Source organism: Sphingomonas sp. J344 (assembly GCF_024700005.1).
Classification (GTDB): Bacteria; Pseudomonadota; Alphaproteobacteria; order Sphingomonadales; family Sphingomonadaceae; genus Sphingomonas.
The window spans coordinates 106,339-131,968 of the sequence record NZ_JAJONB010000002.1 but is presented as its reverse complement, the minus strand read 5'-3'; the positions used below and the strand labels follow the sequence as shown (position 1 = coordinate 131,968).

The following is a 25,630-nucleotide window of genomic DNA, read 5'->3' as shown; positions in this document are numbered from 1 at the left end:
TTGTTATGCTTGAACGGGCAATAGGTTGAACCGGGCGGATCATGCGGGGGATGAGGATCAGGACGGGGTTGATCGCGGCGCTGATGCTGGCGCCGCTGGCAGGTGGCTGTATTCCGCCGGGAGCGACGCCTTCTGCCCGCTCGGCCCCCGCGCCCCGACAGGTCGATCCGACGGCGGCCCCCCGGCGTGAGGACGTCCCCGCCCTCCCCGCGCCTGTCTCGGCGTGGGAGGCGCGGCGGGTGACTGCCGATGCGCGTGTCATTCCCGCGTCGGAATATGTCGTCGTGTCCGGCGACACGCTGCGCAAGATCGCGGACAGGACCGGTGCAGGATCTGAAGCGATCGCGCGTGCGAACAATATTCCCCCGCCCTACACGATTCGCGTCGGCCAGCGGTTGTCGATCCCGGGCGGGCGCTATCATCTGGTCCGCGCAGGTGAGACCGGCATCGCCATCGCCCGCGCCTATGGCGTCGACTGGGGCCGGGTGGTGACCGAGAACGACCTGACCGAACCCTATATCCTGCGTACCGGCATGCGGTTGCTGATCCCCGGCGACCCCCGGACGATGACGCTGGAGGAGCGCGCCGCCGCCTTCCGGCTCGACATCGACGATATCGTCACGGGCGGCCAGCCCGCCATTGCCGAGCGCGCGCGCCCGACCCCGCCGACCGCGTCCTCGGCGCGGGTACTGCCTCCCGACGCCGCAGTCGCCGCACCGACGACAACGCTGCGCGGTGGCTTTGCCTGGCCGGCGCGCGGCACCGTCATCCGTCGATTCGGTCCGATCGCCAGTGGCGAGCGGAGCGACGGGATCAAGATCGCGGTGCCGCTCGACACCCCGATCCTCGCCGCCGCCGACGGCACCGTCGCCTATGTCGGCAGCGAAATCCCCGCACTCGGCGGGCTGGTAATCCTTCAGCATGGCAGCGGCTGGACGAGCGTCTATGGCCATGCCGGGCAGCTGCTCGTCCAGCGCGGCCAGTCGGTGAAGCGTGGCCAGATGATCGCCCTGTCCGGCGACAGCGGAACGAACCGTGCGCAGCTGCATTTCGAGTTGCGCCAGGGACGCACCCCCGTCGATCCGATTCCCAGACTGCCCAGCCGTTGAACCGCCACCGCATCCCGACCCATGCCGCGCTCCGCCGGAAGTCGGGCGTATCACCCTGGGTGTCGATCGCCTGGCGCGTCGCCGCCGTGCTGGGCCTCTATGCCTTCGCGGTCGCCTTCCACTGGTTCGATCGCGAAGGGCTGCGCGACAATTTCGACGATCATATCAGCTTTCTCGACATCATCTATTTCACGATGATTTCGATCACGACGACCGGCTATGGCGACATCGTTCCGATCTCGCCCGGCGCGCGGATGTTCGACGCGCTGGTGGTGACGCCGATCCGCATCTTCGTGATCCTGATCTTCATCGGCACGACCTACCAATTCATCCTCAAACGCACATGGGACAGGTGGCGCATGGCGCAGATCCAGAAAATGCTCACCAACCACATCGTGGTCGCCGGGTTCGGCAAGACCGGCTCTGACGCGGTCAGCGAACTGGTCGCGCGCGGCACCGATCCCGCCTGCATCGTCGTGGTGGACGGGGACGAACACGCGCTCGCCCGTGCCGAAGATGTGGGGTGCAACGTGCTGGTCGGCGACGCGACGCGCGACCAGACGCTGCAGGACGTTCGGGTCGACCGCGCAAAGACGCTGATCGTCGCCACCGGGCGCGACGATACCTCGATCCTCGTCACCCTCACCGCCCGGCACCTGGCGCCAAAGGTGCCGATCTCAATCATCATCAAGGCGGACGACAATGAATTTCCCGCGCGCGCAGCCGGGGCGAATACCGTCATCAACCCGGTCAGCTTCGCCGGGCTGCTGCTCGCCGGATCGGTCGAGGGGACACATGTCGCCGACTATATGCTCGACCTCGCCTCGGTCGACGGGCGGGTGCATTTGTCCGAACGCTGCGTGAAGGCGGTGGAGATCGGCAAGCCGCTATCTGCAATCACCACCGGCCTTGGCGTCCGGATCTACCGCAACGGCGAACCCTATGGCTTCTTCGAGGAACAGGCGAAGGCGCTGAAGGCGGATGACGTGATCGTCGAAATCATTCCCCAGGGCGACTCCGCCCACGGATAGTTGTCGGCTAGGCGACCGAGCGCAGAACTGCTTCACGCTTGACGGTGAAGCTGACGGTCGCGCCCCGGGCGCGGTTCCACGCCTTCAACTCTCCGCCATGTACCTCGATGATGCGGCGGCAGATCGACAGGCCGATGCCAAGTCCATGCTCGGCCTTGGTCGAGATGAAGGGCAGGTTGAACTGCTCCAGCACGCTGTCGGGAAAGCCGGGGCCATCATCCTCGACGCGAATTTCGAACATCTCTTCTGACCGGGCCTCGCACTTGATCCGGATCAAGCGCCGGTCCTCGGGGACGCTCGCCACCGCCTCCTCCGCGTTGCGGATCAGGTTGACCAGTACCTGCTGGATCTGGATTCGATCGATCAGCACCCGCGTTTGCGCATGGCCGCCCGCATAAAGCACGCGCGCGCGCGGCGCTGCATTGCCGCCGCGCGCCAACTCGATCGCGTCGAATATGGTCGCGTCCAGCGTTTCGATGCGCAATTCCGCGCTGCCCTTCGATAAATAGTCTCGGATCCGGCGGATGATCTCGCCCGCGCGCGCGATCTGGCCGCGCACCTGGTGCAGCTGGGCCCCAACCGCTTCGCGCGTACCGTCGCCCCGGATCATCAGCTCCCCGACCGCAAGATAGTTGGAGGCGGCGGTCAGCGGCTGGTTGAGTTCGTGCGCCAGGCCAGCCGCCATCTCGCTGAGCGATGAAACCCGCGCGGAATGGGCGAACTCGTCCCGCATCTGGTCAAACCGGCGCTGCGCCTGTTCCTGGTTGCTGACATGCCGCGCGTACAAGACAAGCAGCGCACCCAGCAACAGGGTCAGTGCCGTCGCCAGACTCAGGAACCACCCTGCACGCCGCGTCGCGGGCGCAAGGATGTCGGCTTCGCCCACGCCCGAGGTCACGAAAATCGGGTAATTGGTCAGCCTCCTGTGGCTGAACAGGCGGCGTCTGCCGTCAAGTGAGCTCGGCCCCCAATATTCCCCGTTGGGCTCGGCCATCTGGCGTTGCATCACCAGGCGCCCGCTCAGGTCCTGCCCCCAGCTGACGACACCGCCCTCGCGCCGCGCCAGGGTCATGCCGCGCAGCGAGATGATCGAAATCAGATCGGCCGGACGATATTCAATGCCGGCGTTGAAATCGACAAAGCGCCGCGCCGGGATCTCAACGGCTACGGCGCCGGCAAAGCTCCGGTCCGGGTTCCGCAGCGCGCGAGCGATCAACAGGACCGTATCGCCAGTCTCGGGCTTGGTCGTCGGGTTGGAGATGGCGCGATCGACAGTCGGCGTTTCCCGAAGCTCTCTGAACACGCGGCGGTCTCGCACGCTCCGCCGAGCGTCCGCGCTGGTGCTAAACCGGATATTTCCATCGGCGTCGGCGAGCTGCGCACCTGACACGATTGCGTCGAAATATGCGGGCAATACGATCGCCGTGTGCCGGTAGTGCCCGGCGACCGCACCTGTGCGCCATAACGTTCGTCGAGATAGGCGGTCGCCAAATCCGCCGCCTCAAGCGTGCGCCGGACATATTGCTCAAAGGCGACGACGCGCCCCCTGTTTTCACGCACAGCCGCTTCAACCGCAGTGCGCCGGTCCTCAACTATCTGCCAGATCACCGTGATCCAGGCGACGACTACGAACAGGACGCCCGAGATAGTCACGAGTCGCGCCGCTGGCTGACCCAGGATCGTCAGATAGATGTTTGGTGTCCGCACCCCGCCACCTGCCCGACTGAATGCGGGCCTTCCCACACGCATGTTACGGGCCGAAAGTCGTAAACACCAGATGGTCGAGATACCCGTCCGGAGACCGCGTTTCGGAGCTGCTCTTTGAGCCGCTCACGCTGAACGATTGAAATCAGGGTGTTATTTGTGAAAGTACAATTGGTCTATAGCATTGGTATGATCACAATTTGAAATTGTCAGCCATCTGGAATGGAAAATAGGTTGACATATTGGTCAATCAAACTGAGTTTGCGGTCAAACAGATGATAAAAATGGGAGGGGTGGATGCGCCGCATGAAGACTCAACGTGCGTCCGGCGTTGGCCGGGACGGTTTTGCGGCGATCCTGCTGGCCGGAACTGCGATGGTGACGCTGGCCAATCCCGCCTTCGCACAGGACGCACCCGTCGCGCCTGCCGCAGAGGATGAGATCATCGTCACCGGCATTCGCAGTTCGCTCGCCACCGCGCTCGCGGAAAAGCGCACTGCCGACAATCTGGTCGAAGTCATCCAGGCCGAGGATATCGGCAAGCTCCCCGACCAGAACCTTGCCGAGGTTCTGGAAAACGTCACCGGTGTCCAGATCACCCGTCAGGCCGGCGTCGGCAACGCTGTCCAGATCCGCGGCACCGACGCCAACCGGACCGAGATCAACGGCGTATCGACCGTCGGGTCCGGCGCGGGCCGGTCGGGAATCAGCTTTGAGGATCTGCCGGCAGCGCTGATCGCTTCGGTCGAGGTCACAAAGGTGCCGACCGCGAAAACGATTGAAGGTTCGGTCGGAGGCACGATCAACCTGCGCACGATGCGTCCGCTGTCGCTGAAGGAACCGTTGATCGCGTTCCGGGGGCAGATGGAGAATAGCGACCTCGCACGGACAACGCTCCCGCGCATTTCCGGCACGATCGGCAGCCGCTGGGACACCGGCATTGGCGAGTTTGGCGTGGTCGTGAGCGGCAGTTTTGCCCGGCAGGACGTCGCCAATTTCGCACCACGGGTCGATCGTGACGCCGTGGTCCTTCCCGGCCAGGGGCCGAGCGCCCAGTCCTTCCCCTTCCTGCGCATCCAGTTCTTCCAGCAGGGTCTCGACAATTACGAATATGAAACCTGGAACGGGACCGGCGCGCTCGAATGGAAGCCCGCCGACAATCTCAGGCTGTATTTCGACGCGACCGTGAACAACCAGCAGCGCGCCCAGGAAAGCCATCGGATACAGATTTCCGGCACCGCCACCCAGTCGGTGGTGGATGCGACCAACAATACGGCGTTCGAAACGGTGAAGTGGGGCACGCTCGACGGACCCAATGGTCCGATCGATCTGGGCACCGTCCAGGCCACCGTCGCGGGTACGATCGGGATTGGCGGATCGACCGGAACGGTCATCGATTCCAACATGCGCATGTCGAGTGACACCGGCGCGCGGATCACGCGCAGCCGTGTGTTCGATTTGGGCTCGGAATGGGTCGTGGGGGACCTGACGGTTCGCGCCGAAGGCTCGCTGTCGACGTCAAAGTCGGAATTCCCCAACTTCTCGACCACGCTCGACTTCATCAACCCGCGCGGCCCGCAACCTGTGATCGGGCGCAGCATCGATAACGGCGTCCCCCTCGCCTTCGACCTGCGCAACGGCACGCTGCAATTTGGACTCGACCAGGCCAGCCCGTTCGCGCCCAGTGCCGCCGAACTGCTGAACCCCGCCAATTATCAGCTTCAGCAGGTGGCGCAGGGCGCGAGTACCACCGACAATCAGGAGCGCGCCGCGCGGCTCGACCTGTCCTATGACTTTTCGGACGTCATGCCGTTCATCAGCTCGATCGACGCGGGCTATCGCTGGAACCGCACCTCTGCGGTCAACAGCGAGTTTTCGAACAATGTCAGCCTGACCAACACGACCAGCGCGTGGAACCGGCCGAGAGGCAATCTGTTCGCCGACATCCTGATCCCGGGACCGGACAACTTCAATGCGGCGGACGGACGCACGCTCTATTTCCCTGACTTCCTGCTGATCGACGGGGGGCTGGCGTTCCGCAATCCGGTGTCGGTCCTGAACACGCTCAACAGCGCGATCGCCGCCAGCAACGCAGCGCGCACCCAGGGGCCAGCGGTCGCCTCGCTCGCCACGCCGACCGAGAGTTTCGCGGGCTTTTTCAGCATCCGCGAAACGACCAGCGCCGCCTATTTCCAGGCAAATTTCGACGGTGAGGTCGGCGGCGCGCGCGTGCGCGGCAATGCCGGTGTACGTTGGCTGCATACGGGTCTCGACTCGACCGGAAATAACATCGCGAATGGGGTGGTGACCGGACAGACGGTCACCAGCAGCAGCTATGAGTTCTGGCTGCCGCGGTTCAGCCTGGTGGTCGAACCGGCGGACAAGGTGCTGATCCGCGGCGGCGTCGCCCGCGACATCCGCCGTCCGAATTTCGATACGCTCTCGACCTCCTATTCCTTCGGTACTGGCGCGAATACGCCGGTCGCGGTGGGCAACCCGGCGCTGGTCCCCGAGGCGGTCTGGTCGTTCGACCTGTCGGGCGAATATTATTTCGCGCCCTCCAGCCTGATCAGCATCGGCTTCTTCCACAAGTCGCGCACCAATTTGTTCGCGCAGCGGCAGGAAGATCCGGCACCGAACCTCGATCTGAGTGGCAACCTCAACATCGACATCACCCCGCCGTGCGAACAGGGCGGAATCTACAACCCGGTTGCCAACCGCAACATCAACAACCCGGTCCAGGGCGTCGGGATCTGCGTGCCGTTGCTTTCGACATTCAACGTCGGCGGGACGACGACACAGACCGGCATCGAAATCGCGTTCCAGCACGATCTGTCCGCATGGGAAGACACGCTGGGCTTCGCGTCCGGTTTCGGGTTCATCGGCAACTTCACCTATCAGAAGACCGGTGGAACGGCCCGCGAATATCGCACCGCGGATGGCCCGCGCACCGTCTTCACCCTGCTCGGCAAGCCAAATTCGCAGGATCTGATCACGCTCACCAACCTGTCGAAATTCGCGTACAACGCGACACTGTTCTACGACAAATACGGGCTCAACGCGCGGATGCGATACACGTGGCGGTCGAGCTATGTGTCGAACGATCCGTTCTTCTTCGGCCTTCCGCGCATCAACGGCGCGCGCGGCCAGCTCAATGCAAGCATCAACTACGACATCACCGACAGGATCAATGTCGGGGTCGAGGGGATCAACCTGCTGCGCGAGGATCAGAACCAGTATTGCGTCAACGACAAGGCGCTGCTCTGCTTCCAGGGGCTGACCGACCGACGCATCACTGCGGGGCTCAGCATTCGCTTCTAGACACCGCACTCAGGCATCGCCCCGACGAGGGGGCGATGCCTAGCGCCGCTGCGCCAGCACCCACGCCGTTGTAACCTTGAACTTGAATATCGGCGAATATTCCCGGGTCTCACGCTGGGCTGCCGCATCGAAATCGCGATAGCTGGCAAGGCGTTCGAGCAGCAGCTTTCCGGCGTCGGTCAGGAAAGGGTAGGCACGCGGTGCCTGACCGTTCAACAACAGGCTCGTTCCGGCATACATCTGGAAGTCGATCAGGATCTTGTCGCTCCCCGCACCACTGCTTTTGGCAAGTGCCACCAGCTGTTCGATCGCAGGGATCGCGCGTTCGAACCGGCGAACATCCTGTTTGAGCGTCAGTGTGATCTGCCCCATCAGCAACTTGATCCGGACCGATGCGGGATTTGCGGGGTTATTAGCGGCGGCCTTGATGCGCTCGAGATAGGGTTCGGCCTCCGCGACGCGCCCGGCATCGATCAGCGCGATGCCGACGTCAGCGCTCGCCATGTCGGTGACCGGAGATTGCGCGCCGAATTGCTTCTCCGCCGCCGCCAATGCGGCGCGGGCGGCAGCGACCGGGTCGGCTGCCGGCCCCTTTGCCCAGTCGATGCGCGAACGGACCTGCGCATCCGGCTTGGCGAGCCGGTCGATCCGTGCCGCAATCACGCGCGCCTCGTCCTCGCGGTCCAGCTTGCGCAATGTGTTGGCCAGACTTGCCATGGCGTCGATCGCCAGTTCACTCGTTTCGCCTTCCGCACGCTCGAACAATGCCAGCGCCCTGCGGAAGGCTGGCTCCGCTTCCCGGACCCGGTCCAACGAAAAATAGGCCATGCCGATGCAGTCGTGCACACGACCGGACAGCTGCAGATCCGCAGGCGTCGTGTCCGGTAATTTGCCGACAAGCGGGTTTAGCAGATCGATCGCTGCCTGCCCCTGCCCAAGATTCCACTGGACGACGCACAGCCCGATTGCCGCGATTACAGCCGTTCGCCCGGTCGGTCCTTGCAGTTTTCGGGCGAGCGCAAGCCGCCGCTCGGCCACGGGCAGATACTTCTCCAGGTTCGCCAGCCGGTCGTAGTAACTAGTAACAGCGCCTAACATCGCCAGCGCGTCGGTGCTGTCGCGTCCGACATTGGTGTCGATATAGGCTTGCGCCGACAGGATCATCGGCTCGGTCTTGGCGTTCCCAGCCGTAGCCACCAGCACCGCAATCGCCAATGCGATGTCGGCGCAGGCGGCACCCTGCGGATTGGCCGATCGGCAATTGTCGAACGCCGGCACAAAGAGGTCCGCCGCCTTGCCATATTCGCCCTTGTTGAAGGCCGCGATCCCCTCGGGCGGCACCGGCACGCGCGCACCTTGTGCGGCGGCTGGCGTCACCGTCAGCGCGATCCCCGCGCCCGCCACCAGTCCTGCAGTCCGCCACAATGCGACCATTGGCCTGTATCCATCTGCGCGAGGCCGCCGCCCCCTAGGTTGGAAAAGACACGCACTTACAACGTCGTGACAGCTTGAACGCGGGTTCTGGCGACCGCAACTGACAAGTTCGGGCCAGCGCGCGGCAGTGCTATCCGTCCCGCCCCTATCTTTTTCCCAAAATCGCCTATGTCGCGGCCCGATCATGGCAACGCGACTCCCCGAAGCCCCCAAGGTGGGCATGGTGTCGCTCGGCTGTCCCAAGAATCTGGTCGACTCCGAGCGTATCCTGACCAAACTCCGTTCCGATGGCTATGCCATGTCCGCCGACTATGCCGGCGCGGATGTGGTGCTGGTCAACACCTGCGGCTTTCTGGACAGCGCCAAGGAAGAGTCGCTCGAAGCGATCGGCGAAGCGATTGCGGAGAATGGCCGCGTCATCGTCACCGGCTGCATGGGCAAGGAAGCCGAGGTCATCCGCGCTCGCTTTCCCAATGTGTTAGCCGTGACTGGTGCGCATCAATATGAGGAAGTCGTCGGCGCTGTCCACGACGCCGCACCGATGCCGCCCAACGCCTTCCTCAACCTGGTGCCGGATGCGGGGCTCAAGCTGACCCCGCGCCATTACAGCTATCTGAAGATCAGCGAGGGGTGCAACCACCGCTGCTCCTTCTGCATCATTCCGGCGCTGCGCGGCGATCTGGTCAGCCGCCGCCCCGACGCGATCCTGCGCGAGGCGGAGAAGCTGGTCGAGGCGGGCACGCAGGAACTGCTGGTCATCAGCCAGGACACCTCCGCCTATGGCGTCGATATCCGCAAGGAGCCGCGGATGTGGAAGGGCACGGAGGTCGTGCCCCACATGACCGACCTCGCCCGCGAACTCGGCAAGATCGCGCCGTGGGTGCGGCTCCATTACGTCTACCCCTACCCGCATGTCGATCAGGTCATCCCGCTGATGGCCGAGGGACTGATCCTTCCCTATCTCGACATCCCCTTCCAGCACGCCGCGCCGTCGGTGTTGCGCACGATGCGCCGCCCGGCGAACGAGGCGAAGGTGCTGGAGCGGCTGCGCAACTGGCGCAGCATCGCGCCAGACATCACGATCCGGTCGACCTTCGTCGTCGGCTTCCCGGGCGAGACCGAGGAAGACTTCCAGTATCTGCTCGACTGGCTCGACGAGGCGCAGCTTGACCGTGTCGGCGCGTTCCGGTTCGAACCCGTCGAGGGTGCCGCCGCCAACGACCTGCCCGGCGCGGTGCCGGATGAAGTCAAGGAAGAGCGCTACGCCCGGATCATGGAAAAGACCGCCGCGATCAGTGCAGCCAAGCTTCAGGCGAAGATTGGTCGCACGCTCGAGGTCATTATCGACGAGGTCGATGGCGAGGGCGCCAACGCCCGGTCGCAGGCCGATGCGCCGGAGATCGACGGCACCGTGTTCCTGCGCGACGCCGGGCATCTGAAGCAGGGCGACATCGTCCAGGTCGAGATCGAGGACGCTGACGAGCACGACCTCTACGGCGCACCGCTGGCCTGATCCTCAGCCATCTCCATCTCAACTACGGCGACCAGCGCGCCTTCGAGCGCGGCAAGCGCAGCCGGGTTTGTCGGGTGCGTCCCCGTGGCGAAATGCGGTGCTGCCATCCGATAGATCGCCTCGGCCAGTGCACGCGGCGAATGGCACACCGCATCGAACTCGACCGTGCCGTCGGACCCGTTGAGGTGGTTTACCTCCTGCACCAGCACATGGCAGCCATGAAGGGTGCGCGCGGTCATGCGCGTTCCTCCGATTCCCCGTGTCTGTACCCGCTCGAACGTCACCCGCGTCAGGCCCGGTTCGGCGTGGCACATGAACGTGAAGCTGGGCGCGCCCGCGAGCATCGCGAGCGCCCCGCGTAGCATGTCACCCATCGCATCGGTCAGGTACCCGCCCCCAAAACTCGCCAACCTCGTCGCCGACGCGCACTTTGACGCCGTACCAACCGAAGCCGTCAATTTCATACCGGAACGCGATGTCGCCGGTTGTGATACCCGAGTCCCAGTCTTCAATGCGGTCGGATGTTTCCGGTAACGTAACCGAAACCGGCTGGGGCGCGCCCGGCCCGCTGCGGTCGAACAGTTCCAGAAAGCGCGGTCGCCAGCCGCACCGCGCCGCCTCTACCCGTGCCAGCGTCATGCGCGCGCCCGAAACGGCCTCATCCAACGCCTCCTGCCACAGGCCAAAGGTGAAGTTATGCTCCACCCGCCCCCAGATCAGCCAGACGTGGAGCCGCATCCATCCTGACTTCGACCGGGACAGGGTAATGCGGAGCGATCCGCCCGGCGAGGCGAGCACTGCCTCGTCGGTCGATCCTGCCGCAAACCCCTCCAGCGCCAGGACGAACGGCTTAAGGTCGGCCTGCTGGATCAACGGCCCCTTGAACACCAGGATGTCGATGCTGCTTTCGCGCACCTCGGCTGCGATATCGAGCCAGGTCGCCCGCCCGCTCGCGCCAATCCACAGCGACAACCAGCCCAGCTTGATGTCGGGTGGCAATGCCTTACGCCGCTCCGTCGCCGTCTCGATCTGCGCCACTTGTTGCTCCCGTCTTTCGCTTGAACTGCCCTGATCCCGCCCTAGGGTCCAAGCCATGATGTTCCGAAGCCTCGCGCTCGCAGCGCTCCCCGCCACCTGGCTTGCGCTGACCGGAGCGCAGGCCGAAAGCGGTATCCGGGGCGAAGTGGTCGATCCTCTGACGCTTTCGGACGATGATTTCGCCCGTCATCGGGATCCCGCAACCTGGCGCGGCCTTTCCGTGACCCGTATCGAATTTCGCGAAGAAAGAGGTGCTTGGCGGCTCTTTCGCATCGCGAATGTGAATAAACCACGTGGTCCGCTCTGGTTCGTCCCGCATGACAACGAGAATGCCGGGTTCGAAGCGGGGCTGGCTGGCGTGCGGGCCTATGGCGGGGTGATGATCGTCGTGGATTCTGGCATTGCCGAGGATGGTCGCCGCCGCAACGCCGCGGTCGATCGAGGCGGGCCGATCGATCCCAATCGTAATTTCCGCGATGGAACGCCGCTTTACGCCAACACGATCCTCGCCGACGTTCGGCGCGGGGCGCTGCCGATCATCGCGCTCCACACCAACTCGCCCGGATTCGATACCCGCAACTCCCGCTGTAACCAGTCCGATCCGCCGGGGCGCGGCGAGGTGTCGATCCGCTTTTGCGACGACGTCATGCAGCCACATCCTTCGCAAGGGCGTGCCTGGCCGTTCGACGATGACGACAGCCTCGCCTATGTCGCCTATCGCTCGGGGCGCTCGCCTTATTCCGCGTGGTGCGGCAAGGCGCTGGCGCTGGCCGACTTCAACGTGGTGTTCGAGCGGGTGAGCATCAGCGACGGGTCGCTGTCCAACTACGCCTTGTTGCGCGGACTGCCCTATGTGAATTTCGAGACGCAGGAACGGGGGCTTGAGCCCGCGCGGCTCGCCGAGAGCCGCAACCGGCTGGTCGCGATGATCGACCGGGCGATGGAGCGCTGCACTGCCCCCTCGACAAGGCTGGCGCGCTAGTTGCCGTCGGTGGGCGCGCAGCTTAGATCATCCGCGATGACCGACCTGTCCACCCTGCTCCAGCCCGATCGCGGCCAGCCCGCGCGCACCATCCATGTCGTCCACCCCGACCAATGGCAGGACTGGCTGAAGGGTCAGCCGCCGCGCGTCCGCACCGCGATCGCCGCGCACAAGCTGACCGGCAAAGCCGGCAACCGCGCGGTCCTGCCCGCCGACAAGGACGATGACTGGTCGATGCTGCTGGTCTGCGACGAGGCGGAGACTTCGCCCTTCCGCATCGCCTCGCTCGGCGAACAATTGCCCGAAGGCACCTATCGCCTCGCGACCGGCGAGCCCGGAGCGGGGATGCTCGGCTGGGTGCTGGCCCAATATCGCTTCGACCGGTACCGCAAGGACGAGACCGCGCAGGGTGCGCGCGTGCTGCTGACCGGCGAACCAGGGCGGATCGAGGAAATCCTCCGCCTCGCCACCGCTACGTTCAAAGTCCGCGATCTGGTCAACACTCCGGCGTCCGACATGGGACCGGCGGAGCTGGAGGCGGAGATCGCGGCGCTTGCCAAGGCCAACAGCGCGACGCTGACGGTCACGCGCGGCGATGCGCTCGAACAGGGCTATCCGATGATCCACGCGGTCGGGATGGCGGCGGCGCGCGGGCGCGAACCGCGGCTGATCGAGCTGGAATGGGGCGATCCCAAGCACCCCCGGCTCGCGCTGGTCGGCAAGGGTGTGTGCTTCGACACCGGCGGGCTCGACATCAAGCCGAGCGCGGGCATGCGGCTGATGAAGAAGGACATGGGCGGCGCGGCGCATGCGATTGCGCTCGCCGGGCTGGTGATGGCGCAGCGCCTGCCGGTGCGGCTCCACCTGCTCGTTGCGGCGGTCGAGAATTCGGTCGCGGGCAACGCCTTCCGGCCGGGCGACGTCCTCAAGACGCGCAAGGGGCTGACGGTAGAGAACACCAATACCGATGCGGAAGGACGTCTGATCCTGGGCGATACGCTGACCAGGGCGGTCGAGGTCAGGCCCGGCCTGATCCTCGACTTCGCGACCCTGACGGGGGCCGCGCGGGTGGCACTCGGGCCAGACCTCCCCGCCCTGTTCGCCAATGACGATGCGCTGGCGGGCGCGATGCTCGACGCAGGGGACAGTGTGAAAGATCCCCTGTGGCGATTACCCTTGTGGGATGGCTATGACGAGATGCTGAAGTCGGACATCGCCGACATGGTCAACTCTCCCGACGGACCTTTCGCCGGCCCGATCACCGCCGCCCTCTTCCTCCGCCGCTTCGTGCCGAAGGACATCGCCTGGGCGCATCTCGACCTGTTCGCCTGGCGCCCGGCCGCCAAGCCGGGCCGTCCCAAGGGCGGTGACGCGATGGGGCTGCGCGCGACCTGGGCGATGCTCAAGGCGCGCTACGCCGACAAGTCGTAACCGGCGCAACCGGCTCGACTTCCCGACAGCGCGGCGGCAAGGTGCGGCGATGACGAACACGCGCAACGGCGGCCGCATCCTGGTCGACAACCTCGTGGCCCAGGGCTGCGACCGCATCTTCCACGTTCCGGGCGAAAGCTTCCTTGCGGTGCTCGACGCGCAGCACGACGTTCCGCAGGTCGATCTGGTCACCTGTCGACAAGAGGGCGGCGCCGCGTTCATGGCCTGCGCCGACGGGGCGATGACGGGCAAGCCCGGGATCTGCTTCGTGACGCGCGGGCCCGGCGCGACCAATGCCAGCATCGGCGTCCATGTCGCGATGCAGGATTCGATCCCGATGATCCTGTTCATCGGCGATGTCGACCGATCGATGCGTGACCGCGAAGGGTTTCAGGAGGTCGATTTCCCGGCCTTTTTCGGCCCCCCTCACCAAATGGGCGACGCGGATCGAGGATGCCGCGCGGATCCCCGAATATGTTGCGCGCGCGTGGAATGTCGCGGTCAGCGGGCGACCCGGTCCGGTCGTGGTCGCATTGCCCGAAGACATGCTGCTCGACGTGGTCGATACACGCGACCGCCCGCGGCTGACGCGCCACAGCGCGGGTCTTGCCCCCGAGGACTTCACCGACGTCCTCGACCTGCTCCGCACCGCCGAGCGCCCGGTGGCGATCGTCGGCGGCGCAGGATGGGACGTTGCGACCGGCGCGGCGTTCGATGCGTTCGCGCGCAGCTGGGGCATTCCGGTCGCGGGGGCGTTCCGGCGACAGGATTCAATCCCCAACAGCTCGCCGGCATGGGCCGGCAATCTCGGCTATGGCCCGAACCCCAGGCTCGTCGCGCGGATCAAGGCGGCCGACCTGCTGCTCGTCGTCGGCGCGCGACTCGGTGAAGCGACGACGGATGGCTATACGGTGATAACCCCGGACCATCCCGGCCAGACGCTGATCCATGTCCATCCCGATGCGGGCGAGCTCAACCGCGTCTATCGCGCCGATCTGGGCATCGCCGCACCGGTGTTTGAATTCGCAGCGATGCTCGCCGCCGCCGATGCTCCGGAAACGCCCCGCCCTGCCGGTGCCGAAGCCCATGCCGAATGGCAGGACTGGTCAAACCCCAAGCCGCGCGACGGCGTCACGCTCGACCTCGGCCAGTGCGTCGCCGCGATGCGTGAGCGGATCGACGCGGATCACGCGATCATCTGCAACGGCGCGGGCAATTTCTCGGGCTGGTGGCACCGCTATTGGCGCTACGGCGCACAGCCGTCACAGCTCGCTCCGACCGCCGGCGCAATGGGCTATGGCACGCCCGCCGCCGTCGCCGCCGCGCTGCGCCGCAAGGACAAGTTTGCAGTCGCGCTTGCCGGGGACGGCGACTTCCTGATGAACGGACAGGAGCTGGCGACTGCGGTCCAGCATGGTGCCGACATGCTCGTGCTGGTGATCGACAATGGCGCATACGGCACGATCCGCATGCATCAGGAGCGCGAATTCCCCGCGCGCCTGTCGGGCACCACGCTGCACAACCCCGATTTCGCCGCGCTCGCCCGCGCCTATGGCTGCTGGTCTGAAACGGTCGAGCGGACCGACGACTTCGCCCCTGCGCTCGACCGCGCGCTCGCCGAACGCGGCGTCCGCCTGCTGCACCTCAAGACCGATGTCGAGTTCATCACCCCCGCAACGACGATCGCGGCGATAAGGGGCTGATCAGTCCGTCGCGCGGCGGCGCGGTGCGCCAAGCGCTGCGTTCACCGCGTCGAGCGCCCAGCGCTCGCACAGCCCTACTGCACGGGCAAAGGCCTTTACGAAGCCCTTGATGTAGATCACGCCCGGAATCTCGTCGAACCGCTCTGCCTCGATCGCGGCGAGGTAACGGATCGGCACGCGGGTCATTTCCGCGACCTGCTCGATCGTCATCGCACAGCGCCGGCGCGCTTCGGCAAGTGCGCACCCCACGCTGCCGCGCGGTTCGATGCGCCAGTCACCCCTGGCGAAAGGTAATATCGGCTGTTCGATCATCGCGTTCATCGGCGTCAAGCCCCCCGGTTGGCTGACAATGCCGGGACTCGTCCCGGCCCGGAACAATGTAATGACTCGAATCACGTCGCGAGTCGATCCGATTCGCCCATGAAAAAGGGCCGTTTCCCGCAGAAAACGGCCCTAATTCGGGTTAAGCACGATTTCGGGACGATCAGATATCGTCGCCGAGCGCACCTTTCACCTTGCCGGCGAATTGCTGCGCCTTGCCCTTCCCTTCCTGCTGCGCGCCCTCGGCGCGCGTTTCGGGATCGTTGCTCTGCTGCTTCGCCTTGCCGATCCCTTCGTTGACGTTGCCTTTGATCTTGTCGACGAGTTCGCCCATGATGGTCTCCATTGGTCCGGGGTTGGGGTTTCCCGATCAACCGCCGGGTCGCGTGAGAGTTCCGAAATTTCGGCCATTTCCCGGAGGTTCGGACGATGCCGCAGCGGATTGCCGAGCTTTACCAGCGCCACGCATCGGCGTTCGACGCGGCGCGTCGGAGTAGTTTCCCCGAGCGCACTTGGCTCGAGCGCTTCGAACGCATGCTCCCCCGCGGTGCCGAATTGCTCGACCTCGGCTGTGGTGGCGGAGAGCCGATCGCGCGCTTCCTGATCGACCACGGCCATCACCTGACCGGTGTCGACACCTCGACGACGCTGATCAACCTCGCCCGAACTCGCTTCCCGCGCCACAAATGGGTTGAGGCGGACATGATGCGCTTCGGCGGCGACAGCGGCGCCTATGACGGCATCCTCGCCTGGTGCAGCCTGTTCCATCTGGAGGTGGATCAGCAGGAAAAGCTGATCCGGCGGATGAGTATCTGGCTGCGCAAGGGCGGCGTCGCGCTGTTCAACACCGGCCCCGCCAGCGGTACCGCGATGGGCGAGTTCGAAGGCGAGGAACTCTTCCACGCGAGCCTCGCTCCCGCCGAGTACAATGCGATCTTCGCCGAATGCGGGCTGGCGGTGATCAATCATGTGATGGAGGACGCCAGTTGCGGCGGCTTCACGGTGTGGCTGGTGGGGAAGGCATGATGCGGCTTATCGGATGGTTGGTCGGCGTATTGTTGCTCGTTTTCATTGGCTGGATCGGCGGCCCAGCCGCAATGGCGAGCTATCGCGTTGGCACTGCAGCGGACGCAAAGGTGGCTCGCGAAGTCGTTGCCGAAGAACTCTTCGAGGCGCACCAGCGCGCCATCGTGGATGGTTATCGTTTGAATCTCACGGTCGATTCCACCCGCTATAACGAGCCGATCCGGGCATGCGGATACGATCCCGAAAATCTGTTGTACGAGGAGAATGTTCCATTCAGGGTATCGACAGATTGGGGCTTTGAAGTCCTGCAGTTTCGGGCGGGACAAGCCTTTGCGAGCATCGCACGCGAGGAACGAGTGACACATCTCGCCGCTCAGCATTCCCCTGCGACGATGGCGGCGCTGGCCCAATGCCTGAACAGCCCGATAGCGCCCCTGTGTCGCGGTCAGGTCGGTCGGATGATGGCCGCGGCGGACACCGCAGTCGCTAAGGAAGTGCGGGAGACACAGGCATTCGCCAAAGAGCAGGATCAGGCGATCCTGTGCACCTTCCTCGACGGCGCAGCGGCCCGGCGCGGCATCGCCAAGACCACCACCGCGCCGAAACCCGCCCCCTAGATCAACCCCGCCAACGGGCTCGACGGATCGGCATAGCGCCGCTGCCCCATCCGCCCGCTGCGATAGGCCAGTCGCCCGCTTTCGACCGCAAGGCGCATCGCGCGCGCCATCAGAACCGGGTCCTTCGCCTCGGCGATCGCGGTGTTCATCAGCACGCCGTCACAACCCAGCTCCATCGCCACCGCCGCGTCGCTCGCGGTGCCGACCCCGGCATCGACCAGCACCGGTACCTTCGCGCCCTCGACGATCAGGCGGATCGTCACGCGGTTCTGGATGCCAAGACCCGACCCGATCGGCGCGCCTAGCGGCATGATCGCCACCGCGCCCGCATCCTCCAGCCGCTTCGCCGCGATCGGATCGTCCACGCAATAGACCATCGGGAGGAAGCCCTCCTTGGCGAGGATCTCGGTCGCGCGCAGCGTTTCGTGCATGTCGGGGTAGAGCGTCTTCGCCTCGCCCAGCACCTCCAGCTTGACCAGGTCCCATCCCCCCGCCTCACGCGCCAGCCGCAGCGTGCGGATCGCGCTCTCGGCATCGAAACAACCGGCGGTGTTGGGGAGGTAGGTGATCTTCTTCGGGTCGATGAAATCGGTCAGCATCGGCGCATTGGGATCGCTGACATTGACCCGGCGCACCGCGACTGTGACGATCTCCGCCCCCGAAGCCTCGACTGCCGCCGCATTCTGCGCGAAATCCCTGTACTTGCCGGTCCCGACGATCAGCCGCGAATTGAACGTCCGCCCTGCGACCGTCCAGCTGTCATCATGATCGCCGCCACCGACAAAATGGACGATCTCCAGCTCGTCGCCATCCTCGACCATCACTTGCGCCAGTGTCGATCGCGGAACGACCTCCAGGTTGCGCTCCACCGCGACTTTCTCCGGCACCAGGCCCAGCTCGCTGGCGAGATCGGCGAGGGACAGCCCCGCCACGACGCGGCGATGCTCGCCATTGACGATGATCGTGATGGTGCCGTCGGCGTGCATGATTGCTCCTGACCGGTTGAACTCGTGGCGCGCATATAGGAAGCTTTGCGGGCGGCCAACACCGTCGCGAAGATATGGAAGGACCGGCATGCCGCTCTCCCGTCGCCGCTTCGTCGAAGGTGCCGCCGCACTCGCCGCCACAGCGCCGCTGCCGGCCATCGCGCAGACCCCAGCAGCGCCCGACCCCCGCTTGCTCCTCGCGATCCGCGACCATCTCGGCTATTCGGTCGGCTTCCGCCGCAAGTTCGGCACGGGGATCTATGCCGCGCCCGGACGTACGGTTCCGCAAAGCCAGCTATTGATGACCCTGCAGTCGATCCGGCACCGGCTCGCCCAATTCACCGGTGGTCCGGCAACATGCGCGCTGATTCACTGGCGCGCACCCGATGGGCGGCTGCATGGCTGGCTGCTCGATGGATCTGGCGTGATTGCCAGCGGCAACGGCGCGGAGCCCTACCAAAGCATGGACTTTCTGCTCGACGCGCTGCGGGTCGATGCGCGGACGGCCACCCGCGCGCCGGTGAAGCGCGGCGCACCGCGACCGCCCCCGCCGTCCGCCACCGCACCGACCGATCCGCGCGCCGAATTTGCCCGCGCCCGTGACCGCCTCCTGCCCGGAAACATTGCCTCGACGCTTGCCGAGGGGCGCGGGCGTCTGCTCATCCTGCCCGCCCGCGACACCGGGTCGGCGCCCTATGCCGCGATGCCGCTTGGCGATGCGATGCTTGCCGATCGCTGGTCAACGGTCATCCTGCCCGACATCGAGACGCTCGCGGATTCGCGCCGCGTGTTCGACACGCGTCTGAACCCGCGCAACGCGCTCGTCGTCGGCAATCCGGATCTGTCGAGCGATCCTGCCTATGAATGGAGCGAGCTGCCCGGCGCCGCGGAAGAGGCTCAGGCATTTGCGCGGATATTCGGCGTGCCACCCACCCGCGTCCTCACCGGCAAGGCAGCAACCCGCGAACGGGTGCTGGCCGGAATCGACAATTATGGCGAGGCGAGCATCGTTTATCTTGCTACCCATGGCCTCGCCAATTCGGTCAACCCGATGGACGGCAGCTTCCTCGCACTGGCGGACGGGCATCTCTACGGGCGCGATCTGCGCACCAAGCGGTTTGAGGCATGGGCCGCGTGGCATCCGCTGGTGATCCTCAGCGCCTGCCAGACCGCGCTCGGCAAGACATTCGACGGCGGCACCTATGGCGTCGCACGGGGATGGGTATCGGCGGGCGCGGGACAGGTCGTGGCGAGCCTGTGGAACGTGAGCGACACCGCGACCCAGCTGCTGATGCTTCACTTTGCCGAACACGCATTCCTCAAGCGCAAGCCGCCGGAGGAGGCGCTCCGCCTCGCCCAGCTCGATGCGCGCGGAGCATTCGGCGACGATCCGGCCGCCTGGGCAAGCTTCACCCTGTTCGGGGCACCTTCGGCATCCGGTTGAAGCCTCGACCTTCGCCCACCGCGCCGCTACAGCACGGCCACAATTTCGCGAGTGCAATGATGCCCGATACGATTTTCGTCCTCAACGGCCCGAACTTGAACCTCCTCGGCACGCGCGAGCCGGAAATCTACGGCTCGGACACGCTCGACGACATTGCGGGAATGCTGGAGGACCGCGCCCGCGCACTCGACCTGACCGTCGATCTGCGCCAGTCGAATCACGAAGGGCACCTGGTCGACTGGATGCACGAGGCGCAGGCGCGGGGCGCAAAGGCGGTGCTGCTCAATGCCGGCGCCTTCACCCACACCAGCATCGCACTGTACGACTGCATCAAGAGCATCCGTACCCCGGTGATCGAGGTGCACCTCTCCAACCCGCACGGCCGCGAGGACTTCCGGCATTTGAGCTATGTCGGCCGTGCGGCTAAGGGAACCATCGCAGGGTTCGGCGCGCTTTCGTACCTGCTTGCGCTTGAAGCCGCCGCCCGACTCTGACACAGGGCGCGTTTTCCATGCGCCCGCTTGGGGCAGGGCGCGCGTATTGAACCATTCGAGGTCGCATGAGCGAAGAACATAAAAAGGGGATGCACGTGGATATCGAGCTGGTGCGCCAGCTCGCCGCAGTGCTGGACGACACCAACCTGACCGAGATCGAGGTCGAGGACGGCGATCGCAAGGTGCGCGTCGCGCGCACGATCAGCGCCGCGCCGATGGCCTATGCCGCGCCTGCTCCCGCCGCCGCTCCGGTTACTGCCGCCCCCGTCACGATGCCGTCCGACCCCGCATCGATCACCCCCCGCATGAGAATGCGGTCAAGTCGCCGATGGTCGGTACCGCCTATCTCTCCGCCGAACCCGGCGCGAAGCCGTTCATTGCCGTCGGCCAGTCGGTCAAGGCCGGCGAGACACTTTTGATCGTTGAGGCGATGAAGGTGATGAACCCGATCGCGGCCCCGCATGGCGGGACGGTCAAGGCGGTGTTGGTGGATAATGGCCAGCCGGTCGAGTTCGACCAGCCACTCGTCGTCGTCGAGTAAGCCCGTGCCGGAGATCAAGAAGCTCCTGATCGCCAATCGCGGCGAGATCGCGTTGCGCATCCATCGCGCGTGCCATGAAATGGGGATCAAGACGGTGGCGGTCCACTCGACCGCCGATGCCGATGCGATGCATGTCCGGCTGGCGGACGAGGCGATCTGCATCGGCCCGCCGGCTGCGGCGGAAAGCTATCTCAACATCCCCAACATTATCTCGGCGGCCGAGATCAGCGGCGCCGACGCGATCCATCCGGGCTATGGCTTCCTCAGCGAAAACGCCAAGTTCGCCGAGATCGTCGAGCTGCATAACCTGATCTTCGTCGGGCCGAAGCCCGAGCATATCCGCACCATGGGCGACAAGATCGAGGCGAAGCGTACCGCTGGTGCGCTCGGCTTGCCGCTCGTCCCCGGATCGGACGGCGCGATCAGCGATCTGAACGAGGCCAAGGCGATCGCCGCCAAGGCCGGCTACCCCGTCATCATCAAGGCCGCATCGGGCGGCGGTGGTCGCGGCATGAAGGTCTGCACGTCCGAGGACGAGCTCGAGACGTTGATGCAGCAGGCAGGCAGCGAGGCGAAGGCCGCGTTCGGCGACGCCACCGTCTATCTCGAGAAATATCTGGGCAACCCGCGCCACATCGAAATCCAGGTGTTCGGCGATGGCAACGGCAACGCCATCCATCTGGGCGAGCGCGACTGTTCGCTCCAGCGCCGCCACCAGAAGGTGCTCGAGGAAGCCCCCTCCCCGGTCCTGTCGACCGAGGAGCGCAACCGCATCGGCGAGATCTGTGCCAAGGCAATGGCGGACATGGGCTATCGCGGCGCGGGGACGATCGAGTTCCTGTGGGAAAATGGCGAATTCTACTTCATCGAGATGAATACCCGGCTGCAGGTCGAACATCCGGTGACAGAGGCGATCACCGGCCTCGATCTCGTCCGCGAACAGATCCGCGTCGCCGAAGGCCACGGCCTGACGCTGCGGCAGGAAGACGTGCAGTTCCGCGGCCACGCGATCGAGTGCCGCATCAATGCCGAGGATCCGCGCACCTTCGCGCCCTCGCCGGGCAAGGTGACGCAATATCACGCGCCGGGCGGGATGAATGTCCGCGTCGATAGCGGCCTCTATTCGGGCTACAAGATCCCCCCTATTACGACAGCATGATCGCCAAGCTGATCGTGTACGGCACGACCCGCCAGGGCGCCCTGCGCCGTCTGCGCCGCGCGCTGGAAGAGTTCGTGATCGAGGGTCAGGGCATGAAGACCACGATCCCGCTGCATCAGGCGCTGCTCGACGTGCCGGAGTTCCAGCAGGGCGACTATACGATCAAGTGGCTGGAAGAGTGGCTGGCGAAGCAGGACGCGGCGTGAACGCCACGATCCTGCACAACCCGCGTTGCTCCAAGTCGCGTGAGGCGCTGGCGGTCCTTCAGGACGCCGGCGCCATCGCGACCGTGATCGAATATCTCAAGACCCCAACGTCGCGCGACGAGCTGGCGCGGCTCTATGCGAAGGGCGGGATGTCGCCGCGCGACGGGCTGCGCAAGGCGGAGGCGGGCGCGAAGCTGCTCAAGGATGCGTCGGACGATGCGATCCTCGACGCGATGGCCACCGACCCGATCCTGATCGAACGCCCGCTGGTCGAAACCGACAAGGGCGTTCGGCTGGGGCGCCCGCCCGAAGCGATTCGCGAAATTCTCTAGGCCGCGACCGCCGCTCCGATGATCTCGTCGGTCACGTCGATCTTGGTGCCATAAAGGTAGCGTGCCACCCCGTCCTCGACCACGACATCGGCGGTCACCCGCATCCAGCGCAACTGGCCATCTGGGCGACGGATCTTCGCCTCGAACGTGAAGCTGCCGCACTCGGCAATCGCCCCTTCGCGCAGCCGCCGCAGCTCCTCACGCGATTCGGCGGAGTACATCGCGACAATGTCCTCGCGCCGCACGGGCGCGCCGCGTTCGAGGCCGAACAGGTCATAGACCCCGTCGCTCCATGTCAGCGGATCGTCGCTCAGGTCGCATTGCCAGCTGGCGTGGATCGGCATCAGTCGTTGCGCGGGCGCGTCCATGCACATTGGTTAGCAACCGGGTTGCTAAAGTCCAGTGAACACGTGACCTTTCCCTTGCACACCGGTATTCCCGCAACATGTCCGCCGGCCCCGACGACTCGCTGCTCCTTGAGCCCGGCCGCAATTGCTGGCGCGCGGCACAGGCGACGCGCCTGTCGGTCATCGTCGATGCGGAGGATTATTTCCGCGTGGCGCGCACCGCGATGCTGCAGGCGAAGAAGCAGCTCCTGCTGATCGGATGGGACTTCGACGCGCGCATCCTGCTGACCCATGACGATCCCCCCGAGCATCCCGAGGCCCCGCGCGAGGTGGGAGCGTTCATCAGCTGGATCACCCGCCGCAACCCGGATCTGGAGGTGCATATCCTGCGCTGGGATGTCGGCGCGCTCACCTCGTTGTTCCGCGGCAAGACGCTCCAGACCCTCGTCGCGTGGAAGCTGGCCAAGCGCATCCATCTGAAGCTCGATTCGACCCACCCGCCCGGCGCCTCGCATCATCAGAAGATCGTGGTGATCGACGACTGCCTCGCCTTTTGCGGCGGGATCGACATGACGCTGGGCCGCTGGGACACGCGGGGTCATGCCGATGGCGATCCGGGACGGACGGACCCCGGCGGCGACCGCTACATGCCGTGGCACGACGCGACGACCGCGATTCAGGGGCCTGCCGCCACGATGCTGGGGGATCTGTGTCGGGAACGCTGGCACCGTGCGGGCGGGCATCGCCTGAAGCGCCCCGATGTCGAGCAGGAATGCTGGCCCGACCGGCTCACGCCCGATTTCACCGATATCCGTGCCGCCATCGCGCGGACCCAGCCCGAGCTGAACGGCGAAGCACCGGTACAGGAGATCGAAAAGCTCTACCTCGACCTCATCGGCAGCGCGCGCCGCTTCGTCTATGCCGAGAGCCAGTATTTCGCCTCCCGTGCGATTGCCGAGGCGATCGCCAAGCGGCTGGCCGAACCGGACGGACCGGAATTCGTCATCGTTAACCCGCGCCGCGCCGATGGCTGGCTCGAACAGACCGCGATGGACACCGCCCGCGCCCGCCTGTTCCAGGCATTGAAGCAGCGGGACCCGCATGACCGGCTGCGCCTCTACCACCCCTACACGCGTGCCGGGGACCCGATCTATGTCCATGCCAAGGTGCTGGTGGTCGACGACCGCTTCCTGCGGGTGGGATCGTCCAACTTCAACAACCGCTCGCTCGGCCTCGACACCGAATGCGACGTGGCGCTGGCGTCACGCACTCCGGAGGAGGCAGGTCGCATCGCGGCGATCCGCGACGGCCTGCTGGCCGAACATCTCGGCACCGATTCGCTCAGCGTGGCGAAGGCGATCGAGGACGGTGGGTCATTGATCGCAGCGGTCGAGGCGTTGCGCGGCACCGGGCGCTCGATGCGCCCCTACCAGGTCCCCGATCTTGCCACCGTCGAGGAATGGCTGGCGGAGAACCAGATCCTCGATTCGGGTGATGAGTCACCGTTCGAGGCGATGACGAAGGGCGGCTTGCTCCGGAGGCTAGGCCGCCGACGATGACCGCGCGCGTATCCAGCGCCACAGCACGCTGAGCAGGATCGCAACGTTGATCGCGATGAACAGGCTCGACACCCAAATCCAGACGCCTTCCGCGTCGAAAAGCATGTCGATGCCAATCCCGACGCCGACGATCGCTACTGGCCATGTCGGCTGGCTCGAACTGAACGCGCGCGCCGCTTCGAGCGGCACGCGGGGTTCCGCCAGCTCATTCGCCCGGCGCAGCGCGTACATCAGGGTGACCAACATCATCACCCCGAACAGAAGTGCGACCATGAACGCCGCCACGCCAGAGCCCTGCAGGTACAGGATAGCCGGAAAAGCCACCCCCAGCGCAAGCCACCCGCCCCAGAGGAAGGGGGTTCATCCACACTCGACGCCAATCGACGAGCAACTGCGCGACCTCTGCATGCGACAGGTGAACCTCATAACCCCATTGGGTGAACAGAAATCCGCCATCCACCGGTCTAAACCGTTTCAGATACCAATGTTCCAGCCGGCTCACCCGCACCCCCTGCGCCATGTCGTGCGCAAGCTATCAAGGGTTTACGCGCTCGAACACCCATTCATGGCTTTCGCGGATCAGCGCCGGAACCGGCTTCCCCCGCCCCGCTGCGCGATGGGCGAAAGCGGAAGCGTTCGCGGATCAGGCGACAGGTGAGCGCGTCGAGACGCGGCACGCCGCTCGACCCCACCACATCGCAGTCGCTGACCCGGCCATTGGTTTCGACCAGATACAGCACGGTCACCCGCCCGCCGATCCCCGCATCGGCAAGGTCCTCGGGATAATCCGAATCGCGAATGTCGCCGCGAATCCAGCGCGGCGGGGTCGCATCGGGGTCGCCGGCGCCGCGCCCGTCACCGCTGCCGCCTGCGCCGAAGCCATCTCCCTGACCGCCCGCACCGCTCCCCGGGCCCGGAACGTCCGCAGCCCCGCTGGTCGCTTGACTGCTATCCGCTGCTTTCTCGGCCACAGGCAAAAGCGGCGGCGGCAGCGGCAATGGCACCATCGGCTCCGGCACCACCACCGGCGTCGCTCGTGAGGTGAGATTGGGCGGAGCCGCCTCCCCCTCGGGCCGGGTGTCGCGCTGTGGCGCGCGGATCGCTTCGGGCGGCGGCGGCGCATCGGGGGCGACGCGGAACAGCGCCATGCCGTCTTCCTCAACCACGACCTGCGCCCGCACCGCCAGCCCGGCAACCAGCAACGCACCGAGGCCCAGCGTCAGCGCCGCCGCTGCCGCCGCACCGCCCGCGCGCTCGCGCCGATGGGACAGGATCGCAACCATGCACCCTCAACGCACAACCCCGCTGAACCGACGCTTGCTCGTGCTCGAC

The 25,630-nt window shown here is 65.5% G+C and carries 22 protein-coding genes and 3 pseudogenes; 15 read left to right on the top strand and 10 right to left on the bottom strand.

Translation table 11 applies throughout. The features are described from left to right. The first annotated feature begins 50 nt into the window (after window positions 1-50). Together LRS12_RS16700 and LRS12_RS16695 are read left to right on the top strand one after the other, a co-directional pair. Window positions 51-1,109: a M23 family metallopeptidase gene (locus LRS12_RS16700; protein WP_257845657.1), complete on the top strand. Its 1,059-nt coding sequence runs from the start codon at window positions 51-53 to the stop codon at window positions 1,107-1,109. Beyond that, the gene (locus LRS12_RS16695) at window positions 1,106-2,140 is read left to right on the top strand and encodes a TrkA family potassium uptake protein (protein ID WP_257845656.1); all 1,035 of its coding nucleotides are present in this window, start codon (window positions 1,106-1,108) and stop codon (window positions 2,138-2,140) included. Before LRS12_RS16700 ends, LRS12_RS16695 begins: the two co-directional genes overlap by 4 nt. Window positions 2,141-2,147: 7 nt before the next feature. Here LRS12_RS16695 and LRS12_RS16690 read toward each other — a convergent pair whose 3' ends face one another. Beyond that, window positions 2,148-3,443 carry an ATP-binding protein gene (locus LRS12_RS16690; RefSeq protein ID WP_257845655.1) on the bottom strand — a complete coding sequence of 432 codons (1,296 nt, stop codon included), beginning with the start codon at window positions 3,441-3,443 and terminating at the stop codon, window positions 2,148-2,150. Window positions 3,444-4,150: 707 nt separating this feature from the next. On the opposite strand from LRS12_RS16690, the gene LRS12_RS16685 reads away from it, so the two are divergent. After that, the gene (locus tag LRS12_RS16685) at window positions 4,151-7,165 is read left to right on the top strand and encodes a TonB-dependent receptor (protein WP_257845654.1); all 3,015 of its coding nucleotides are present in this window, start codon (window positions 4,151-4,153) and stop codon (window positions 7,163-7,165) included. Window positions 7,166-7,204: 39 nt separating this feature from the next. Here the strand turns inward: LRS12_RS16685 and LRS12_RS16680 are convergent, their stop codons facing one another. Continuing rightward, window positions 7,205-8,599, bottom strand: a complete 1,395-nt coding sequence (locus LRS12_RS16680) for a tetratricopeptide repeat protein (RefSeq protein ID WP_257845653.1) — start codon at window positions 8,597-8,599, stop codon at window positions 7,205-7,207. A gap of 184 nt (window positions 8,600-8,783) precedes the next feature. Between LRS12_RS16680 and rimO the strand changes: the two genes are divergently transcribed. Beyond that, window positions 8,784-10,112: a 30S ribosomal protein S12 methylthiotransferase RimO gene (gene rimO / locus LRS12_RS16675; RefSeq protein ID WP_257845652.1), complete on the top strand. Its 1,329-nt coding sequence runs from the start codon at window positions 8,784-8,786 to the stop codon at window positions 10,110-10,112. Here the strand turns inward: rimO and LRS12_RS16670 are convergent. Together LRS12_RS16670 and LRS12_RS16665 are read right to left on the bottom strand one after the other, a co-directional pair. Next, a complete protein-coding gene (locus tag LRS12_RS16670; protein ID WP_257845651.1) occupies window positions 10,091-10,486 on the bottom strand; it encodes a hypothetical protein in 396 nt (131 codons plus the stop codon). The genes rimO and LRS12_RS16670 overlap by 22 nt on opposite strands. Continuing rightward, window positions 10,479-11,150, bottom strand: a complete 672-nt coding sequence (locus tag LRS12_RS16665) for a hypothetical protein (RefSeq protein ID WP_257845650.1) — start codon at window positions 11,148-11,150, stop codon at window positions 10,479-10,481. Before LRS12_RS16665 ends, LRS12_RS16670 begins: the two co-directional genes overlap by 8 nt. Window positions 11,151-11,205: 55 nt before the next feature. Between LRS12_RS16665 and LRS12_RS16660 the strand changes: the two genes are divergently transcribed. The 3 genes and pseudogenes from LRS12_RS16660 to LRS12_RS16650 all read left to right on the top strand — a co-directional run bounded on the left by LRS12_RS16660 (window position 11,206) and on the right by LRS12_RS16650 (window position 15,266). Further along, window positions 11,206-12,132 carry a hypothetical protein gene (locus LRS12_RS16660; protein ID WP_257845649.1) on the top strand — a complete coding sequence of 309 codons (927 nt, stop codon included), beginning with the start codon at window positions 11,206-11,208 and terminating at the stop codon, window positions 12,130-12,132. Between the two features lie 36 nt (window positions 12,133-12,168). After that, window positions 12,169-13,563 carry a M17 family metallopeptidase gene (locus LRS12_RS16655; RefSeq protein WP_257845648.1) on the top strand — a complete coding sequence of 465 codons (1,395 nt, stop codon included), beginning with the start codon at window positions 12,169-12,171 and terminating at the stop codon, window positions 13,561-13,563. A gap of 49 nt (window positions 13,564-13,612) precedes the next feature. Continuing rightward, a pseudogene (locus LRS12_RS16650) lies at window positions 13,613-15,266 on the top strand (thiamine pyrophosphate-binding protein). Here the strand turns inward: LRS12_RS16650 and LRS12_RS16645 are convergent. Both LRS12_RS16645 and LRS12_RS16640 read right to left on the bottom strand, forming a co-directional pair. Continuing rightward, entirely contained in the window at window positions 15,267-15,587 is a 321-nt protein-coding gene (locus LRS12_RS16645) for a RodZ family helix-turn-helix domain-containing protein (RefSeq protein ID WP_257845647.1), read from the bottom strand. It abuts the pseudogene before it with no gap. 163 nt (window positions 15,588-15,750) lie between these two features. Further along, window positions 15,751-15,921, bottom strand: a complete 171-nt coding sequence (locus tag LRS12_RS16640) for a CsbD family protein (RefSeq protein WP_257845646.1) — start codon at window positions 15,919-15,921, stop codon at window positions 15,751-15,753. Window positions 15,922-16,016: 95 nt separating this feature from the next. On the opposite strand from LRS12_RS16640, the gene LRS12_RS16635 reads away from it, so the two are divergent. Together LRS12_RS16635 and LRS12_RS16630 are read left to right on the top strand one after the other, a co-directional pair. Continuing rightward, a complete protein-coding gene (locus tag LRS12_RS16635) occupies window positions 16,017-16,613 on the top strand; it encodes a class I SAM-dependent methyltransferase (protein WP_257845645.1) in 597 nt (198 codons plus the stop codon). A 71-nt stretch (window positions 16,614-16,684) separates the two neighbouring features. After that, complete coding sequence (locus tag LRS12_RS16630) at window positions 16,685-17,230, top strand: hypothetical protein (protein ID WP_257845644.1); 546 nt, start codon at window positions 16,685-16,687, stop codon at window positions 17,228-17,230. Here the strand turns inward: LRS12_RS16630 and thiS are convergent. After that, window positions 17,227-18,216 (bottom strand): sulfur carrier protein ThiS, encoded by a 990-nt coding sequence (gene thiS / locus LRS12_RS16625; RefSeq protein ID WP_308223048.1) that lies wholly within the window; start codon window positions 18,214-18,216, stop codon window positions 17,227-17,229. The two genes, LRS12_RS16630 and thiS, sit on opposite strands and share 4 nt — an antisense overlap. 88 nt (window positions 18,217-18,304) lie before the next feature. Between thiS and LRS12_RS16615 the strand changes: the two genes are divergently transcribed. The 5 genes and pseudogenes from LRS12_RS16615 (at window position 18,305) to arsC (ending at window position 22,392) form a co-directional block, all read left to right on the top strand. Next, complete coding sequence (locus LRS12_RS16615; protein WP_257845643.1) at window positions 18,305-19,660, top strand: CHAT domain-containing protein; 1,356 nt, start codon at window positions 18,305-18,307, stop codon at window positions 19,658-19,660. 59 nt (window positions 19,661-19,719) lie between these two features. After that, window positions 19,720-20,154: a type II 3-dehydroquinate dehydratase gene (gene aroQ, locus LRS12_RS16610; RefSeq protein WP_257845642.1), complete on the top strand. Its 435-nt coding sequence runs from the start codon at window positions 19,720-19,722 to the stop codon at window positions 20,152-20,154. Window positions 20,155-20,219: 65 nt separating this feature from the next. Further along, window positions 20,220-20,695 (top strand): annotated as a pseudogene (gene accB / locus LRS12_RS16605) (acetyl-CoA carboxylase biotin carboxyl carrier protein). A 4-nt stretch (window positions 20,696-20,699) separates the two neighbouring features. Continuing rightward, a pseudogene (accC, locus tag LRS12_RS16600) lies at window positions 20,700-22,060 on the top strand (acetyl-CoA carboxylase biotin carboxylase subunit). Continuing rightward, window positions 22,057-22,392, top strand: coding sequence for an arsenate reductase (glutaredoxin) (arsC, locus tag LRS12_RS16595; protein ID WP_257845641.1), 336 nt, complete (start codon window positions 22,057-22,059; stop codon window positions 22,390-22,392). The pseudogene accC and the gene arsC overlap by 4 nt, the downstream one beginning before the upstream one ends. Here arsC and LRS12_RS16590 read toward each other — a convergent pair. Further along, window positions 22,389-22,736 (bottom strand): PAS domain-containing protein, encoded by a 348-nt coding sequence (locus LRS12_RS16590; RefSeq protein WP_257845640.1) that lies wholly within the window; start codon window positions 22,734-22,736, stop codon window positions 22,389-22,391. The genes arsC and LRS12_RS16590 overlap by 4 nt on opposite strands. A gap of 101 nt (window positions 22,737-22,837) precedes the next feature. On the opposite strand from LRS12_RS16590, the gene LRS12_RS16585 reads away from it, so the two are divergent. Next, complete coding sequence (locus LRS12_RS16585) at window positions 22,838-24,298, top strand: phospholipase D-like domain-containing protein (RefSeq protein ID WP_257845639.1); 1,461 nt, start codon at window positions 22,838-22,840, stop codon at window positions 24,296-24,298. Here LRS12_RS16585 and LRS12_RS16580 read toward each other — a convergent pair. Then, window positions 24,281-24,622: a hypothetical protein gene (locus LRS12_RS16580; protein ID WP_257845638.1), complete on the bottom strand. Its 342-nt coding sequence runs from the start codon at window positions 24,620-24,622 to the stop codon at window positions 24,281-24,283. The two genes, LRS12_RS16585 and LRS12_RS16580, sit on opposite strands and share 18 nt — an antisense overlap. 239 nt (window positions 24,623-24,861) lie before the next feature. After that, the gene (locus LRS12_RS16575; protein WP_257845637.1) at window positions 24,862-25,581 is read right to left on the bottom strand and encodes an energy transducer TonB; all 720 of its coding nucleotides are present in this window, start codon (window positions 25,579-25,581) and stop codon (window positions 24,862-24,864) included. Window positions 25,582-25,630: the final 49 nt, after the last annotated feature.